Genomic DNA, 17,583 nt, shown 5'->3' with positions numbered 1-17,583 from the left:
GGCTTTTGTCTTTTGCAGGCCTTTTGCCTGTATCACTTTCCACTTTCGTGTTGGGCTGTCTTGTTTTTTTTAAATTCATTTTTTCCGCTCTTCTTTTTGGGTATTTCTTTTCGTGTGTCTTTCATGGCTGTAATTTTTTAACAGAACAACTGAATGACGAAAGGGTTCAAAAAAAATCCTCCTACACTTTATGGTGCAGGAGGATTCCAAATATTACGATTTGTCCAACTTATTTCTTATTGGCTTCACACCATTTCCTAGCATTGATAAAAGCTTCTAACCATGGTGTTACTTCATCTTTTCTTCCAGCAGGGTAATAAGCCCAATTCCATTGGAATATAGAACGTTCGATATGTGGCATCGTTACCAGATGACGTCCTGTTGCGTCGCACATCATCGCTGTATTGAAGTCCGAACCGTTTGGATTATGAGGATATTGCTCATAAGCGTACTTAGCTACGATATTGTATCGGTCTTCACTGTATGGAAGCTTGAATTTACCTTCCCCATGCGATATCCAGACTCCTAAGGTAGATCCCGCCAATGAACTTAACATCACAGAGTTATTTTCTTGGATTTTCACCGACACGAAATTGGATTCGTGCTTACCAGAGGTGTTGTGATGCATTTTGCCATGTACTTCGTGATCCGGATTGATTAATTCCAGTTCCATGAAAAGCTGACATCCGTTACATATACCTATAGAAAGGGTATCCGGACGGGCAAAGAAATTCTCTAATGCTTTTTTGGCTTTTTCGTTGTATAGGAAAGCGCCGGCCCAACCTTTTGCAGAGCCCAATACGTCTGAGTTGGAGAAGCCTCCCACAGCTCCGATAAACTGAATATCTTCCAATGTTTCACGACCGGAAATCAGGTCGGTCATATGTACATCCTTAACGTCAAATCCTGCCAGATACATGGCGTTGGCCATCTCACGTTCGGAGTTTGAACCCTTCTCACGGATAATAGCGGCCTTAGGTCTTACATGAGGACGTGCCGGTTTTTTACCGTCAAATTGAGAAGGGAAGGAGAAGGATAGAGGTTGGTTTTTGTAGTTTTTGTAACGCTCCTCGGCCATTCCATTTTTCGACTGTTTCTGATCCAAAAGATACGATGTCTTATACCAGATGTCTCGTGTTTGCACCACATCGAAAGAGAAGGTGTCAGCATGGTTTTTGAAAGAAACAGTAGTGCCTTCTACGGCAGTACCTATCTTCACCGCTACTACACCGGACTGTGCTAATGCTGCTTCAAAAGCGTTGTCGTCTTTCGCTTGCAGGACTACGGCAATGTTTTCGTTGAATAAAGCTTTTACGGTATCATGCTCCCCAAGACCTGACAAGTCGTAATTAGCAGCCAGATTTACGTCGGCGAATGTCATTTCCAATAGGGTGGTGATAAGACCGCCAGAACCCACATCATGTCCTGCCACAACCTGATCATTCAGAATCAGTTCCTGAATGACGTTGAAAGCCTTTTTGAAATATGCAGCATCTTTGATGGTTGGTACTTCTTTACCTATTCTATTCAGGATTTGAGCGAAAGAAGAACCTCCCAATTTAAAGTTGTCTTTTGATAAGTTGATATAGTAAATCGATCCGGCATTTTTAGACAGTACCGGTTCTACCACTTTGTTAATGTCTATACAGTTTGCTGCTGCTGAGATGATTAATGTTCCTGGAGCAATTACGTCCTGACCGTTAGGATATTTCTGCTTCATGGATAGGGAGTCCTTCCCTGTAGGGATATTGATTCCCAACTCAATAGCGAAATCAGAACAAGCTTTCACGGCTTTGTAAAGGCGTGCATCTTCTCCTTCGTTGTTACAAGGCCACATCCAGTTTGCTGATAGAGACACTCCTGACAGTCCGTTTTTCACCGGAGCAAAGACGATATTAGATAGGGCTTCAGCAATAGCAGTTCTGCTTGCCGCCTCAGGATCTACTATGGCTGCTACAGGAGTATGCCCTACAGATGTCGCGATACCTTCTTTATTTTTGAAGTCTAAGGCCATCACGCCTACATTGTTAAGAGGCAGCTGTAAAGGTCCGGCACATTGTTGTTTAGCTACACGACCTCCCACACAGCGGTCCACCTTATTGGTCAACCAATCTTTACATGCTACGGCTTCCAGCTGTAGGACTTGTTCGAGGTAGGATGGAATCTTGCTCTCTTCGTATTCAACATCTGCATATTGACGGGCTACGGTTTTGTCTTTCATGTACGTCTTCGGTGAAGAACCGAAGAAGTCTGCCAAGTCATAATCCATAGGCTTTTCTCCCGTAGTCTTAGATACGAAAGTGAAGCGATGGTCGCCGGTGACGTCACCGACGGTGTACATAGGAGCTCGTTCACGGTCAGCCACCCGTTGTAAGGTTTCAATATCCTTTTCGGCAATTACCAATCCCATACGTTCTTGAGATTCGTTGCCGATGATTTCTTTTGCTGAAAGGGTAGGGTCTCCTACAGGTAGTTTATCCATATCGATGCAGCCACCTGTTTCTTCCACCAGCTCAGACAGACAGTTCAGGTGTCCACCGGCACCATGGTCGTGAATGGAGACGATAGGGTTGTGATCCGATTCCACCAAAGCACGGATAGCATTGGCAGCACGTTTCTGCATTTCAGGGTTAGAGCGCTGTATAGCGTTCAACTCTATGCCGGAGCCGAAGGCCCCGGTGTCTGCTGAAGATACGGCAGCACCCCCCATGCCGATACGGTAGTTTTCCCCTCCCAAGATTACAATTTTGTCTCCCGGTTTAGGTGTTAATTTTTTTGCTTGATCTTTTTTGCCGTAGCCCACACCACCGGCAAGCATGATAACTTTATCATATCCCAACTTGCGTCCTTGCTCCTCATGCTCGAAGGTCAATACCGATCCGGCGATTAGAGGCTGGCCAAATTTGTTGCCGAAGTCTGAAGCGCCGTTTGACGCTTTGATAAGGATATCCATCGGTGTTTGATAAAGCCAAGGACGCTCTTCCATGCCCTTTTCCCATGGGCGGTCTTCCATAAGACGCGAATAGGCTGTCATATAGATCGCCGTACCTGCAAGAGGGATGGCGCCCTGACCACCAGCTAGACGGTCACGGATTTCACCTCCCGAACCGGTAGCGGCACCGGAAAAGGTTCCACCGTGGTCGGGAAGTTATGGGTCTCGGCCTTAAGCGACAAAACAGATTCGAAATCCTTCTCTGCGTAGAAGTCCGGTTTGTCTGCCGACTTAGGGGCAAACTGCGTTACAGTAGGACCTTGTATGAAGGCAACATTATCTTTATATGCAGAAACAATCTCATTAGGATTGGTTTCTGAGGTTTTCTTGATCAGCTTGAATAAAGAAGTAGGCTGCTCTTCACCATCGATGATGAAGGTACCGTTAAATATCTTGTGGCGGCAGTGTTCGGAGTTGGCTTGTGAAAACGCAAATACTTCAGAGTCGGTCAGTTTACGACCTAGCTTCTTAGATAGATTGTTCAGGTAATCTATTTCTTCAGCACTTAGTGCTAATCCTTCCGATTTATTATAAGCATCAATATCATCAATTTCCTTTATAGGTTCGGGAGTGATATTGATGGTATACATCTCTTGAGTCAGCGCAGCATATTTCTGCGAAATCATAGGGTCATAATCTTCGAAGTCTTCGGACACAGGATGAAATTCTTCGATACGAATCAATCCTTTAATCCCCATATTTTGTGTGATTTCCACGGCGTTGGTACTCCATGGAGTAATCATGGCAGCACGTGGTCCTACAAAATAACGGTTGATGGTTTGTTGTTCAAGTTTTTTGGCGTTTCCAAAGAGCCAATTTAGTTTACTAATGTCTTCTTGTGATAAAGAGTCAACACTTTGAACAGCGTAAACGATGTTCGATGGGTTCTCAAAGAAATGAATCATTATTTATGTTAGTTTTGAACGTTCTTCAATTTAAAGCACAAATTTAGGGAATATTTTTCACAATAATCTGATAGGAAAATAAGGATGTGAATAAATAAGAGTTTTCAACAAATTGTATTTTCTGACATTAAAATCTTATGCAAAAAGGTAAAAATCCTATCTTTGTGTCTTAAAAAAAAATATAAAATGAAAATTTCTTACAATTGGCTTAGGAATTATTTAAATATAGATAAAACCCCGGAAGAACTGTCTTTAATACTCACAGATATAGGTTTGGAGGTAGAAGCGGTAGAAAAAGTGGAGTCTATCCCTGGAGGATTGGAAGGATTAGTGGTAGGGGAAGTGTTGAGTGCAGAACAACATCCTAACGCTGATAAACTTAAAATTACCAAAGTGAATATCGGTGGTGAAGAGCCATTGAATATTGTCTGTGGAGCTCCTAACTGCCGTGCCGGATTAAAGGTTATCGTAGCTCCTGTAGGTACAGTTTGTCATCCTACTGCGGGAGAACCTTTTAAAATCAACAAATCTAAAATCCGTGGAGAGGTGTCGGAAGGTATGCTCTGTGGTGAGGATGAAATTGGTTTAGGAACTTCTCATGCGGGTATAGTAGAACTTCCACAGGGTGCGCAGATTGGCACTTTAGTACGTGACTACTATCAAATAAAGGATGACTATTGTTTTGAAATAGGATTGACACCTAACCGTGCCGATGCCGCATCACACTTGGGGGTAGCACGTGACCTTGCTGCTTATTTTCGCGGTACCTACCAGCTTCCTAATGTAGATGCTTTTGTAGCAGGAGACAGCGTACAAACGCAAGTGGTGGTGGAAGATGGCGAGTCATGTCCTCGCTATTCAGGTATTAATATTTCCGGTGTTAAAGTTGCCGAGTCTCCGGACTGGCTGAAAGAAAAGTTGGCAGCCATAGGTATCCGTTCGATCAACAATATTGTCGATATCACCAATTATGTGTTGCATGATTTAGGTCAACCTTTACATGCGTTTGATGCTGCTAAAATTTCTGGTAATAAGGTGGTTGTGCGTAAGGCTAAAGAAGGAGAGCTCTTCGTGACGCTAGATGGGGTAGAGCGTAAGCTTTCTGCTGAAGATTTAGTTATTGCTGACGCGGAGAAAGCTATGTGTATTGCTGGGGTGTTTGGCGGAGAATATTCTGGAGTTTCGGAAACTACTACCGATATTTTCTTAGAGTCGGCCTACTTTAATCCTGTCAGCGTTCGTAAGACTTCAAAACGTCATGGCCTGAAAACGGATTCTTCGTTCCGCTTCGAAAGAGGGACAGATCCTAATATCACTGTTTATGCATTGAAGCGCGCTGCTTTATTGATTCAAGAGATTGCAGGAGGGAAGGTTACTTCAGCCATAACAGATATTTATCCAAAGCCTGTGGATGCCTTCAAATTCGATGTAAACTATCGCAACGTTCAACGTCTTATTGGAAAAGATATCCCGGCAGAGGAAATTAAAGAAATCATCCAAGCTTTGGGAATAAAGATTGCCAAAGAGACGGAAGAAGGACTTTCGGTAGAAGTACCTCCATACAAGGTAGATGTAACTCGCGAGGTAGACGTTATCGAAGAGGTTCTTCGTATCTATGGGTACAACAACATAGAATTGAAGTCTCAGATTTTGGCTTCGCTAAATACCCAAGAGAAGCCGGACAAAGAAGCCGTGCTGAACCAGATTGCGGACTTGCTGATCGCTAATGGTTACAGAGAGATTTTGTCCAATTCGTTGACAAAATTGGCATATGCCGATGATGAAGCTACTGCGGTGAAGCTTTTCAATCCGTTGAGCTCCGACTTGGATACGATGCGCCAAAACATCCTATTCTCGGCTCTTACGGCTATAGCATACAATCAAAAGCGCAAGCAGTCGGACTTGAAATTCTTTGAGTACGGTAAAACTTATCATCTGAAAGAAGAAGGATATGAAGAGAAGCAACATCTAGCCTTAGCTATCACAGGTAAGAAGACTACCGAAAAGTGGTACGAAAAGGTTAAGGAGGTGAACTTTTACAACCTTAAGGCGGCAGTGGATACTATCGTCAGACGCCTGAAGATAGAAAACTTACAAATCGTAGAGACTACCAGCAAAAATCTGGCATACGGGCTGGATTACATGAAGGGTCAGAAGGTGTTGGTGACGTTAGGCGCTGTTGCTGCAGAAGCCTTACACAAGGCAGACGTAGAAGGTCCTGTATATTTTGCAGATTTTGACTGGGATTTGGTGCTCAAGACTATCCGTAAAAACACTATCAAATACAAGGAAGTGTCTAAGTTCCCTGCTGTGCGTAGAGATTTGGCTTATTGGTAGACGAACAGGTTACTTTCGAGCAATTAGAAAATATAAGCTTTGAAGACCGATCGCAAGCTGTTGAAAGAGGTTAATATCTTTGACGTATATAAGGGAGACAAACTTCCGGAAGGTAAAAAGTCCTACGCGTTAAGTTTTGTCATTCAGGATGAGGAAAAAACGTTAAATGATAAACAAATTGATAGTATTATTCAAAAATTAATTATTAACTTTGAGAAGGAGATTAAAGCAGTAGTGCGCTAATCTCAAAGATTTAATTGCGATAAATAATATATGGCATCACTATCATCACAAATGAATGTTATCGTTGAGAAAACGAAAAATTTAATTCAGTTGTGTGAGGCACTTCAAGAAGAAAATGATTTGTTGAAACTGGAATTGCAGTCGGTGCAGGTAGCATTTGACACCAGCAAGGCGAAGATTCAACAGTTGGAAGAACAGATTAAGGCGATGGCTGTCGCCAAGTCGCTTGATGAGGCCAAAGATAAGGAAGCCATAAATGAAAAAATACTTGACACAAAACAAAAAATTAAACGATTTTGTGCGAGAAATAGACAGATGTATAAACTTATTGAAGTAGTTTCGTTAAGTTAAAGTGAGGTAGGGCGAGTAAGTTTATAACGTTATTAAGCTCGATAAATCATGGGAGAAATTTCCATAAAGATAAATATCGCAGATAGGGTTTATCCGTTGAGGATAACAGCAGAGGAGGAAGAGGTGATTCGATATGCTGCGAAATTGGTTAATGAAAAGATAAAGGAATTGCAAGAGAACTATGCAGTTCGTGATAAGCAAGATTTGCTGTCCATGTGTGTATTACAATATGCCACAGGGATGATTAAGGCAGAGCGTGCTTTACAGCAACAGGACACAGGTCTTGAGCAGTCTATTCACGAATTGGATACGTTACTCACGGATTTCTTTTCAAAATAAATATCGTTCTTTTAGAGCTATATAACGACGAATTTGCCGCAATTAAATTCGGGTTGTCACTATTTTAAACTTAACGCTTCAATATACAGAGCGAAAACGAAGATATAGGCCATTTTGCGTAAGCCATCTGGTCACAATCTAAAGCTCAAACTTGTGTAATCGAAGTTTAATAATACATGAGACCTGTTAATTTAATTGCGGTTTTTTTTTGCAAAAGCTATAATAATCATTATATATAAATTAAGAATATGGAGTTATCAATAACACTTTCAATTATAATTTCTCTTCTTGTCGGTATCCTGATAGGGCGATATTTGTTGCAGATGGTGTTCAAGAAGCAGGAAAGGGATGCCAACCAAAGAGCAGAAAGCATTATCAAAGAAGCCGAAAAGCAGGCCGAACATACAAAAAGACAACGACAGTTAGAAGCTAAAGAAAAGTTCTTACAGCTTAAAGCCGAGCATGAGCGTGAAATCACTCAACGCAACAATGCGTTGGCACAGAAAGAAAACTCGTTGAAGCAAAAAGAGCAGTCGCTGAACCAAAAGCTTGAAAATCTAAATCGTGAGAAGCAAGAGTTGGATAAGAAAAGCGTGAAGCTGGATCAGCTTATCGAGCTTAACGAGAAAAAAAGTGAAGAGGTTGAACAACTGAAAAGACAACATATCAGTCAGTTGGAAACCATTGCAGGACTTACTGCCGAAGAGGCAAAAGAACAACTGGTAAACTCTTTACGTGAAGAAGCCCGCTCACAGGCTATCATCCAGATTAAGGATATCGTCGATGAGGCTAAGCTTACTGCTGCCAAAGAAGCGAAAAAGGTGGTAATACAAACTATTCAACGTACAGCCACCGAATCGGCGATAGAAAATACCGTTTCGATCTTCAATATTGAGAACGATGAGATCAAAGGTAGAATTATCGGTAGAGAGGGACGTAACATACGTGCTTTGGAAGCTGCTACCGGTGTGGAGATTATCGTGGATGATACCCCTGAAGCTATTATCCTTTCGGGCTTTGACCCTGTCCGTAGAGAGATCGCCCGTCTTTCGCTGCACCGTTTGGTGACTGATGGACGTATTCACCCAGCACGTATTGAAGAGGTGGTAGCCAAGACACGTGCACAGATCGAAGAAGAAATCGTCGAAATAGGTGAGCGTACCGTTATAGACTTAGGTATACACGGTCTTCACCCAGAGCTTATCCGTATGGTGGGCCGTATGCGCTATCGTTCTTCATACGGACAGAATTTATTACAGCACTCTCGCGAGGTGGCTAACTTTGCGGCGACGATGGCTGCCGAATTGGGATTGAATGTCAAGCATGCAAAACGTGCTGGACTGCTACACGATATAGGTAAAGTTCCTGATGACAATCCTGATCTGCCACACGCAATCTTGGGTATGCAGCTGGCTGAGAAATATAAAGAACATCCAGACGTATGTAACGCTATCGGTGCTCACCACGATGAGATAGAGATGACATCCTTGATTTCGCCTATCGTTCAGGCTTGTGACGCCATTTCTGGCGCTCGTCCAGGAGCTCGTCGTGAGGTAGTAGAAAGCTATATCAAGCGTCTGAAGGAGCTTGAAGAACTTGCGCTATCGTATCCTGGCGTTGAGAAAACTTTTGCGATACAAGCGGGACGTGAGCTTCGTGTGGTGGTAGAAAGTGAGAAAGTTTCGGATGCTCAGGCAGAAATCTTAGCTGCCGACATTTCAAACAGAATTCAAACTGAAATGACTTATCCGGGACAAATCAAAGTTACTGTAATTCGCGAGACGCGTTCGGTAGCTTACGCTAAATAAGAAGAGAAATTATAGCAAGCATAAAAGCCGACTTATAGTAAGTCGGCTTTTTTTTCATTTTTTTCTTGCAATAGTGTATAAAATACACTATCTTTGTGCCATCATAATTTAGGTTTATAATTGGTTAGTAAGAAAGGTTTTCATTCTCCCCGTTTGAAAACCTTTTTTCTTTTTATCGAGAGTGTAAGATATTTCTTCTAAAGTTTTCACGTCATCCTTATGTATTTCCGTTTTTACCACACGAGCTATTTCTTTGTCGTCCTTATAAAATACATAATCTCCGACTATATATTTACATCTAATTTCGGATAGCACCCAGCTTTTTTTTGAAAATACGGAATTATAGAGGTTCAGCTGTCCTTTTTCTATGCTTAGTCTAGGTGTTGTTAAATGGTACAATGCCACCGTTATGGAATAATAGAAGATAAAGAGTATGGGCAGGCTGCGTAGCGTTATGACCTTGTGATTTTCTAAGAAAAGAGCTATAAGCAACAGCAACATAGCCGCAGCAATACTAATCTCGCCCCCATAAAAGGGATTTATTTCTCCGGATAATCATAAGTTCATAATCAGCTTAATTAAAGATAATTATTTCTTATGATATGTAGGAAAGTTTTATTGGCAATTTTTTAAATTTTCTATGACTTCATCATGCGTATATGCAGAATCGGCCTTACCAAAATGAGTGGTGACATAGGTGAGGATATAAGCTATGTCGACATCGGTAAGTTGGGCATTAGCCGGCATCTGCTGATTATATGTTTCGCCGTTAACTTGGATTTCTCCGGAAAGGCCATGTTTGACGATACAAGCCAGCTGGCTTCTGTTTTTTTGAAGGAAATCGTGGTCCGTGAGAGGAGGATAGAGCTTACCTAATCCTTCACCTTTTGCTCCATGACAATTTTCGCAGTGCGTTTTGTACAGTTTTTGTCCATTTACGGCATATTGTGCTGTTTTGATATCCAAGTTAGAATGACATGCTGATAGTTGGCTCATAGCTACTATCAGCATGCCTATGGAAACAAGAGAGAAAAGATATCTCATGTTATTTCTTGTATTCGGATAATAAGATTTCGATATCACTAATAAGTTTGTCCACTTCTTCGGCATTGGTGCCATCGTATACACCACGGATATGCTTATCGTGATCTATAAGTACAAGGTAACCGGAATGGTCATATCCTCCTGGCACGTTTTCATCTTCTTTGGTGAATACCAAGTATTTGTCCGAAATGCCATAGATATCGCTTTTGGAACCCGTTACAAACTGCCATTGATCATTATCAACTCCCAGTTTGGTCGCATACTCTTTTAGCACATGCGGCTGGTCATGTTTGAAATCTATACTATGCGATAAGAATGATATTCCTTTGTTGCCTTTATATTTCTGGTAAGCTTTGAGAAGATTACGCTGCATAGTAGGGCAAATGCTTGGACAGTGTGTAAAGAAAAAATTGGCAACATAAATTTTGTTGTCAAAATCTTTGTGGGTGATGATCACACTATCCTGATTCAAGAATTGGAATTCCGGAATTTTAGGTATATATAGTGTCTATCACTTTTTTACCATCCACAACTTTTTCTACGATATCTTTATCACCTATGATAGGTAACTTTTTGGTATTGGATTGGCAGGCGGATAGGGCTATTACACTACTTATGGCGAAGGTAAATAAGATATTTTTCAACATGTTCATAATTATAAATTACCCAATTTGTTGTTGCTCTCTAAGGAAACATCTTTCAAATTGTTTTTTCATTTGCTTTGATCTTTTCGACTTTCGGCTTTTTGGTAAGCTACATCAGTGCTGTCCGGAGCGTAGTCACGCATCCAAGTCATCATGTTGTCTGTTGCTGCTTCCAGATTTTGCTTTAAGGCAGTAAGGTCTGCTTTGATAACATTGGTGTCAATATCTTTCTTTGCTTTTGCAAGGCTGTCCAAGTTACCGAGGATATTGTCAATTTTCAATACAGTTCTGTCGAAATGTGCTATCTGAGGCATGATCTCATCATGGATTTTGATAGCCTCTTCTGCTAGCTGTTGGGGTTGTACGGCTTCTTTTGTTGCCGACTGCTGGCAAGCAGCAAATAATGTCAGTCCAGCAAGCGCGCATAAATAAAATACCTTTTTCATATCATCTATATTTTAAGTCGGTTTTATTTAGTTTTTCATCTATGGATTTCAATGTACTAAAATCGAAATTCAAATCCCTGATATATACTTCATTTTCACATACAGCACATTTTGTACCGTTCTGGTCAAAGATTTCGGTGGAAAAAGTTTTTATTACTTTACCATACTTTTGTATGAGTTGAAAAGCTTCTTCCACTTCTTGCTGATTTAATTTTATGGTGAAGGAAAGATCTGTTCTTCCGGGTTTAAGATACTCAATTTTTGCGGATTTAAGCCATGCTACGGTTTTTTTTCAGTCCTTTAGCTTTTAGGAGCTGGTCCAGCAGGACAGAATGCATAGGGTCCAAAGCGGAGAATATGGTTCCTCCGAAGAGTGTCTTGTTGGAGTTGATATTGAGAAAACTCTTAATAATTTTCACTTCAGCGCCACAAAAATCTTCATCGATTTTTTTTACCCAGATACGCTGAAAGAAAAAGGGAGGATACATCCTTAATCCCCATTTCAGAGCTGTTGGTGTCAGTTTCATCTTACAAAAGTAAGAAATAATTACCCTTCTGACGGTCAATTCATCGCAATATGTTGTTTTAAAAATAGAATTGTTTTATTTTCATCGGACAAAAATCTATTTATGAAAGGAAGCAAAAAAAATGTTGTTCTTCTCGTCCTTGTAGCCTCATTAGGTTACTTTGTCGACATTTATGATCTGATTATTTTTTCTATTGTCCGTATTCCTTCATTTAAAGACATAGGCGTTGGCGAAGAGCTCATGCGTGTCAAAGGGGAATACGTGCTGAATATGCAGATGGGGGGACTGTTGTTGGGTGGTCTTATATGGGGTGTAATAGCGGACAAATTCGGACGTATTAAGGTGCTTTTCGGCTCTATATTGATGTATTCGCTGGCGAATATCAGCAACGGTTTCGTGCAGGATGTCAACACATATGCTATGATACGTTTTATTGCAGGGATAGGTCTTGCAGGAGAGTTGGGCGCCGGTATTACATTGGTGAGTGAGAGCATGTCTAAGGACAAGAGAGGTTATGGAACCATGTTGGTGGCTGCTGTAGGGGTGCTGGGAGCTATACTGGCGTATTATGTGTCGGAATGGTTTGACTGGAGGACAGCCTACTTTGTAGGAGGAGGAATGGGCTTATTGCTTCTTTTGATGCGTATGGGTACTTTCGAATCAGGCATGTTTGCTGAGTCGGCAAGTCAACAGCACATACAGAAGGGAAGTCTTAAACTTTTATTTGCTGATAGAAAGCGTGTCGTGCGTTATATCTACTGTCTTTGTATAGGTCTCCCGATTTGGTTTGTTGTAGGGGTCTTGGTAACCCAAAGCCCCGAAATAGGAAAAGCGCTACAGGCACCGCAGGTTCTAAGCGCCGGAAAAGGCGTTATGTTTACGTATTTAGGGATTTCTTTGGGGGATATCTTTGCGGGAATGCTAGCACAGTGGCTTAAGTCGCGAAGAAAGGTTGTCTTTATTTTTCAATTAATGATTATTGCTACCTCGGTGTGGTATTTAAATAGTTACGGCATTACGGAAACTAAGTTTTTATGGTTGGCCTTTCTGATGGGGTTTGGTGTAGGCTATTGGGCGACCTTTGTTACTATAGCAGCCGAACAGTTCGGCACCAACCTGCGTGCTACGGTGGCTACTACGGCTCCTAATTTTGTGCGAGGAGCATTGATACCTTCTACGATGCTATATGGTCTTTTAGTCAATCAGATGGGGATAATCATGGCTGCCATGGTCACTTTGTTACTATTGAGCGCCATAGCAATCTTTGCATTGACGCAGTTGAAGGAAAGTTTTGATAAGGACCTTAATTATTTTGAAGAATAACTGTCTTTAACGGTCAGGACACTTTTTGCAGCGCTTTCCTTTTTTATATTTTTTGCAGCACTTTTTGAATACACAACAAGAAAAATCAGCAAAAGGATTCAAGCCTTTTGCTGATTCTATATCATTCATCTTTGTATCTTGCTCTAACTCCAACGGATATTTCATGACACAAAGATAGTTATTTAGAATGATTATAAATTATTTTGGAATAATTTTTCTTTGACTTCCTGCGAGATAAGTGCTGTAGCGTCGTGAATAAGTTTCGGATCATCCGTATTGTTGATGATGACTTTGTCGGTAGATTCCTTAAAAGGCAGTAAATAAGTGTTGTAAGCCGGAACTACATGTTCTTTCCACTTATACATCACGTCATCGTGATCGTATCCGCGTTCTAATAAATCTCTTTTCAATCTTCTTGCTAAGGCAACTTCTTCATCAGCATCGAGAAATATTCTGTAATCCAACAGTTCGTTGACCTCTTCGTAATAAAAGATAAAAAGTCCTTCTACGATAAGGATAGGAGCTGGTTTTATTTCCAGCATTTTAGGTTTGATGTTAGGGTTGTTGAAGGTATATTCTTCTTTAAATACGGTTTTGCCATCAAACAGATCTTTGATATCTCTGTAGAAGGCCTTACGGTCTATGGCCGTAGGCAAGTCAAAATTATATAGTCTGTTTTCTTCTTTTGTTTTCGTATTCGCAGGAATATAGTAATCGTCCTGCGATATGAGAGTGATTTCGTCGTGTTTAAAATGATTTAAAAAACTCCTTAGAAAGAATGTCTTTCCGGACCCACTGCTTCCTGCGATACCAATGACGTAAGGTTTGTTCATCTTTTGTTACTAATTTATATTCAAAGGAGCTCCGTAAGTGATTTCTATCTGAAATCTTTTGTCCAAGATGCCGATAGATGAGGCTACGGATTTGGAGATGATGACGATAGCTCCGTGTGTTTCGTGATTATCAGTAAATTTTCCTACCACCTTTGCAAAGGTAACACTTCTATTCATAGGATTGGTAATTTTCAATATAGTTCCTACAGGAGCTGTCTTATGAAGGGCTAAACTGGTGTGTTCGTCGTTCTCTAGGTCTTCCATCCATACGCCGATACCTTTTTCGCGTGTTTCACGGATGCCATATTTGTTGGTTCGCACTGCGAACTCCTCAGCTGTTTCGTTCTCCCCTTGAGTGCTTTCAATGACCGGTGGGATAGGGATTACCGGTGCCGGCTTCGGTAAACTTTTATTCGGGATTTTCAAAATCTGTCCTTCTCGGACATTGTTGTTGGTCATATTATTGACTTTCTTGATATCCTCTACCGAGATGGAGAACCGTCTGGATATGGCGTATAATGTTTCGTTTTTTCCAACCTTATATTCGGTGATATCCTCGGGATTTAGGATTACTTGTTCATCCTTTTTCGAAGTAACGTTAGATCTGTTATCGGCAATTAAGGCATTACCTCTAGGGATGCGTACCGTATCGCCAACACGTAGATTTTTTTTATTGTTGGCTTCCATGATATCCTTGACCGCTACCCCGTATATGCGGCTTAGTTGATAATAAGTTTCTTTGGGGGCCAGCTTATGGATAACATAACTTTTGCCATTAACAGTTTCTGTTCCGATGGAATCCGGAGCGCTGGCTATGATAATATTATGGTCTAGTTCTGCCGCTTTTGCTGGCGACGTAGCACTTAATGTCAATCCGAAAAAAAATAAAAAAGAAAGCTTCTGATACGATTTAATAATACTTTTCTGCTCCATATCTTACAATTATACTAAATACGTGCTAATTTTCATTTTATCACCGGATAAAATGAAAATATAATCTTTGACTGTAAAGTAAGGTTGGGGGATTAATTTATCCAAATCATTTAACATTATTTTACTATCCAGCAATTCTGTTTTAGTGCTGATGCTTAGGTTAAGCGCGTATTTGGAGCCCTGAATGGTATGGTAAGACCAGAGAAATAGGTCTCGGTGTGGTTGCAACCATAGCTGATCGGTGAAATCTATAGTCTGCATGAATTTGGGCACTTGGCCTTGGTAAGGGACTGGATAGTTAATGTCGCGGACACAATAGGCGAGTGGAATATGTTGGACCATAAGATTCCCTGTAGGAATATGGATTAGATAGTCTATACCGCTGGGAATAAGCCGATGCCGTGCAACAATGTATTCGGTGTAAACCTCTTTGATGATATATTCCAAATGGGTACACAAGACCGTGCGGCTGGGTATATGTATAATCTGTATGCCTGCCTGTATGGGACTATAATCGCCAAACCTTTTCAAAATAAGATAATCTCCTTGTACACCTTCCAAGGTCCACTCTTTGGCTTCTGCGGCCATATGGTCTATGTGTGTCAGTCCTTCAAAATCTATTACCGAAAAATAAGGAAGGGTGTCTGTCTGGTTACGACTTTCTACAGCTAATAAATTATTAACTGTATCGACCTCCATTTTCCAGATAGGGAATTTGAAAATTTCGTTCGAATACTTTATTTATCGTATATTTAGTCATAACCCAATGTACAAAGCGATGATATACAAATCTACGAAAACTATTTTGTTGTTGGCTTTGCTAATTTGGTCTTCCATAGCTGCCGCGCAGACCGTTTATTATACGGAGTTGAAGGAAGATGTGGGGCCTAGTTCTTGGCGCATAATAAAGAAGTCGTATGCCGAGGCTATGGAGCAGCAGGCGGACTTTTTTATGATAGAGATGAATACTTTCGGTGGGGCGGTGAATTTTGCGGATTCCATACGTACGTTATTGCTTAATGCTAAGCCGAAGACTATAGTTTATATCAACAATAATGCAGCTTCGGCAGGGACGTTGATAGCACTCGCCTCGGACTATATTTATATGCAGGCAGGTGCATCGATGGGAGCAGCCAGTGTGGTAAATCCTCAAGGGGAAGTTATGCCGGAAAAATATCAATCTTATATGCGAGGGTTGATGCGCTCTACGGCTGAAGCCAAAGGCAGGGATGCACGACTGGCCGAAGCTTTTGTAGATGGTAGTGTATCGTTGCCCGATTGGAAGGAGGAAGGTCAGGTGCTAACGCTGACGCCTTCGGAGGCATTGAAAGCCCAGCTTATCCGGGCTGAGGTGAGAAGCAAAGAAGATATATTCAGAGATTTGGATTTGAATGCTCCTAAGCTTACTTCCTACCATAAGACATGGATAGACCATGTGATCGCTTTTTTGGTAAATCCTTTAATCAGTGGTCTGCTGATTATGGGTATTATCGGCGGAATATATTTTGAACTTCAAACGCCGGGCATAGGTTTTGCTTTGGTGCTGGCTATAATCTGTGCGGCTCTTTTCTTCGCGCCTTTGTATTTACAGGGCTTGGCTGAGCATTGGGAGATAGCCCTCTTTGTATTGGGTGTTATTTTGCTCGCCTTGGAAGTTTTTGTCATACCCGGATTTGGGGTGGCTGGCATTTTGGGGATAATCTTTGTGATTTGCGGACTTTCTTTCTCGATGTTGGCTAATGATTATTTAGATTTTAAGGTTTCAAAACCAGGATTGTTGATGAACTCATTTTTAATTGTAATAGGCTCAATGATACTTTCCGTAGTACTGATGGTCATCTTCGGAAAAAATATCATGCAGTCGTCGGCATTCAAAAGGTTCGTGCTGCAGGAAGAGCAAAAGTCTACCAGTGGATATACGGTGTCGACACCGAAAATTAATTTATTAAATAAGACGGGTGTGAGCCGAACAGTACTGAGGCCTAGCGGCAAAATAGAAATCGAGGGCGTCTGGTATGATGCTGTAGCTTTGGATGGATTTATAGAGGCTGGAGAGGAGATCTATGTGGAGAAACATGAAAACTATAATCTCTTCGTCCGTAAAACGACGGAAAGAAAAGCATAAACGTGTAAAGAACAAAGGTCGGCTCTGTGCCGACCTTTGTTCTTTATCCTTTACGAAGATATTTGGTGAGGATGACGATGGTTTGTCCATCGATTTTTCCTTCAATATAATCGGTGTTATTAGGGTCTAGACGAATGTTTTTGATTACGGTACCTAGCTTGGCATTCACCGAAGAACCTTTTACGTCCAACGTTTTGATCAATACTACCGTGTCGCCGTCGTAAAGTCTTGTTCCATTGGAGTCTTGGTGAAACTGTACGGTAGCATCTTGCTCGTGATCACCTGTTTTCTTAGCCCATTCCAAAGTGTCATCGTCCAGATAGAGGATGTCCAAACTGTCTGCAGCCCAGCTTTCGTTTCTCAGACGGCTAAGCATACGCCAAGCTACAACCTGTACAGGAGCATATTCGGACCACATGGTCTCAGTTAACACTCTCCAATGTTCAGGGTCTATTTGTTCTCTTTTTTCTATCTGAGATTTACAGGTTTCACAAACATAAATGCTATTGTCTGCACTCGGAATATCTACAGGAGGAACTTCATACACACCTAAGTTAGCCTGTAGCGTTGATCATAATTTCGTCACTTATTTTGACTTTCTTCTCTTGCATGTTTGTTTTTCTAAGCTTCATTTATTATATTAGTTTTGTTTTACATTTTCGCAAAAGTACAGCAAAATAAAGTATATCTTATTAGATGAAGTAATTTATTAAGATGTCAAATGTACGCATAG

General features: G+C 41.1%; 15 protein-coding genes and 2 pseudogenes. 6 read left to right on the top strand and 11 right to left on the bottom strand.

The features are described 5' to 3' along the window. Positions 1-229: 229 nt before the first annotated feature. Positions 230-3,897 (bottom strand): annotated as a pseudogene (gene purL / locus SD31_RS03980) (phosphoribosylformylglycinamidine synthase). Positions 3,898-4,083: 186 nt separating this feature from the next. Here purL and pheT point away from each other — a divergent pair. The 4 genes and pseudogenes from pheT (at position 4,084) to rny (ending at position 8,975) form a co-directional block, all read left to right on the top strand. Further along, a pseudogene (pheT, locus tag SD31_RS03975) lies at positions 4,084-6,477 on the top strand (phenylalanine--tRNA ligase subunit beta). Between the two features lie 30 nt (positions 6,478-6,507). After that, positions 6,508-6,828 (top strand): hypothetical protein, encoded by a 321-nt coding sequence (locus tag SD31_RS03970; protein ID WP_316929752.1) that lies wholly within the window; start codon positions 6,508-6,510, stop codon positions 6,826-6,828. A 48-nt stretch (positions 6,829-6,876) separates the two neighbouring features. Beyond that, a complete protein-coding gene (locus SD31_RS03965) occupies positions 6,877-7,167 on the top strand; it encodes a cell division protein ZapA (protein ID WP_039053189.1) in 291 nt (96 codons plus the stop codon). Between the two features lie 248 nt (positions 7,168-7,415). Continuing rightward, the gene (gene rny / locus SD31_RS03960; RefSeq protein ID WP_039053188.1) at positions 7,416-8,975 is read left to right on the top strand and encodes a ribonuclease Y; all 1,560 of its coding nucleotides are present in this window, start codon (positions 7,416-7,418) and stop codon (positions 8,973-8,975) included. A gap of 114 nt (positions 8,976-9,089) precedes the next feature. Here rny and SD31_RS17030 read toward each other — a convergent pair whose 3' ends face one another. The 6 genes from SD31_RS17030 to SD31_RS17025 all read right to left on the bottom strand — a co-directional run bounded on the left by SD31_RS17030 (position 9,090) and on the right by SD31_RS17025 (position 11,636). Continuing rightward, the gene (locus SD31_RS17030; protein WP_039053187.1) at positions 9,090-9,476 is read right to left on the bottom strand and encodes a hypothetical protein; all 387 of its coding nucleotides are present in this window, start codon (positions 9,474-9,476) and stop codon (positions 9,090-9,092) included. 114 nt (positions 9,477-9,590) lie between these two features. After that, on the bottom strand, positions 9,591-10,019 hold the full coding sequence (locus SD31_RS03950; protein WP_039053186.1) for a c-type cytochrome: 429 nt from the start codon (positions 10,017-10,019) through the stop codon (positions 9,591-9,593). Position 10,020: 1 nt separating this feature from the next. Further along, the gene (locus SD31_RS03945; RefSeq protein ID WP_316929751.1) at positions 10,021-10,491 is read right to left on the bottom strand and encodes an SCO family protein; all 471 of its coding nucleotides are present in this window, start codon (positions 10,489-10,491) and stop codon (positions 10,021-10,023) included. A gap of 19 nt (positions 10,492-10,510) precedes the next feature. Continuing rightward, complete coding sequence (locus tag SD31_RS20605) at positions 10,511-10,666, bottom strand: hypothetical protein (protein ID WP_316929750.1); 156 nt, start codon at positions 10,664-10,666, stop codon at positions 10,511-10,513. A gap of 65 nt (positions 10,667-10,731) precedes the next feature. Continuing rightward, on the bottom strand, positions 10,732-11,109 hold the full coding sequence (locus SD31_RS03940) for a hypothetical protein (protein WP_052258627.1): 378 nt from the start codon (positions 11,107-11,109) through the stop codon (positions 10,732-10,734). A 269-nt stretch (positions 11,110-11,378) separates the two neighbouring features. Beyond that, on the bottom strand, positions 11,379-11,636 hold the full coding sequence (locus SD31_RS17025) for a hypothetical protein (protein ID WP_197053522.1): 258 nt from the start codon (positions 11,634-11,636) through the stop codon (positions 11,379-11,381). 102 nt (positions 11,637-11,738) lie between these two features. On the opposite strand from SD31_RS17025, the gene SD31_RS03930 reads away from it, so the two are divergent. Next, a complete protein-coding gene (locus tag SD31_RS03930; protein WP_039053185.1) occupies positions 11,739-12,959 on the top strand; it encodes an MFS transporter in 1,221 nt (406 codons plus the stop codon). 191 nt (positions 12,960-13,150) lie between these two features. Here the strand turns inward: SD31_RS03930 and SD31_RS03925 are convergent, their stop codons facing one another. Genes SD31_RS03925 through SD31_RS03915 form a run of 3 tightly spaced genes read right to left on the bottom strand, consistent with a single transcriptional unit; the run spans position 13,151 to position 15,424 of the window. Next, a complete protein-coding gene (locus SD31_RS03925) occupies positions 13,151-13,792 on the bottom strand; it encodes a uridine kinase (protein ID WP_039053184.1) in 642 nt (213 codons plus the stop codon). Between the two features lie 9 nt (positions 13,793-13,801). Continuing rightward, complete coding sequence (locus SD31_RS03920; protein WP_039053183.1) at positions 13,802-14,725, bottom strand: LysM peptidoglycan-binding domain-containing protein; 924 nt, start codon at positions 14,723-14,725, stop codon at positions 13,802-13,804. A gap of 9 nt (positions 14,726-14,734) precedes the next feature. Then, a complete protein-coding gene (locus SD31_RS03915; protein ID WP_039053182.1) occupies positions 14,735-15,424 on the bottom strand; it encodes a hypothetical protein in 690 nt (229 codons plus the stop codon). A 112-nt stretch (positions 15,425-15,536) separates the two neighbouring features. Here SD31_RS03915 and SD31_RS03910 point away from each other — a divergent pair, with 112 nt between their 5' ends. Further along, positions 15,537-16,850, top strand: coding sequence for an NfeD family protein (locus tag SD31_RS03910; RefSeq protein ID WP_231561147.1), 1,314 nt, complete (start codon positions 15,537-15,539; stop codon positions 16,848-16,850). Between the two features lie 43 nt (positions 16,851-16,893). Here the strand turns inward: SD31_RS03910 and SD31_RS03905 are convergent, their stop codons facing one another. Beyond that, entirely contained in the window at positions 16,894-17,397 is a 504-nt protein-coding gene (locus SD31_RS03905; protein WP_082021805.1) for a PhnA domain-containing protein, read from the bottom strand. Positions 17,398-17,583 lie beyond the last annotated feature (186 nt).

The organism is Sphingobacterium sp. T2 (assembly GCF_000814685.1).
Classification (GTDB): domain Bacteria; phylum Bacteroidota; class Bacteroidia; order Sphingobacteriales; family Sphingobacteriaceae; genus Sphingobacterium; species Sphingobacterium thermophilum.
Note: the sequence above shows the minus strand (reverse complement) of the source record. Positions and strands in the feature narration are given on the sequence as shown.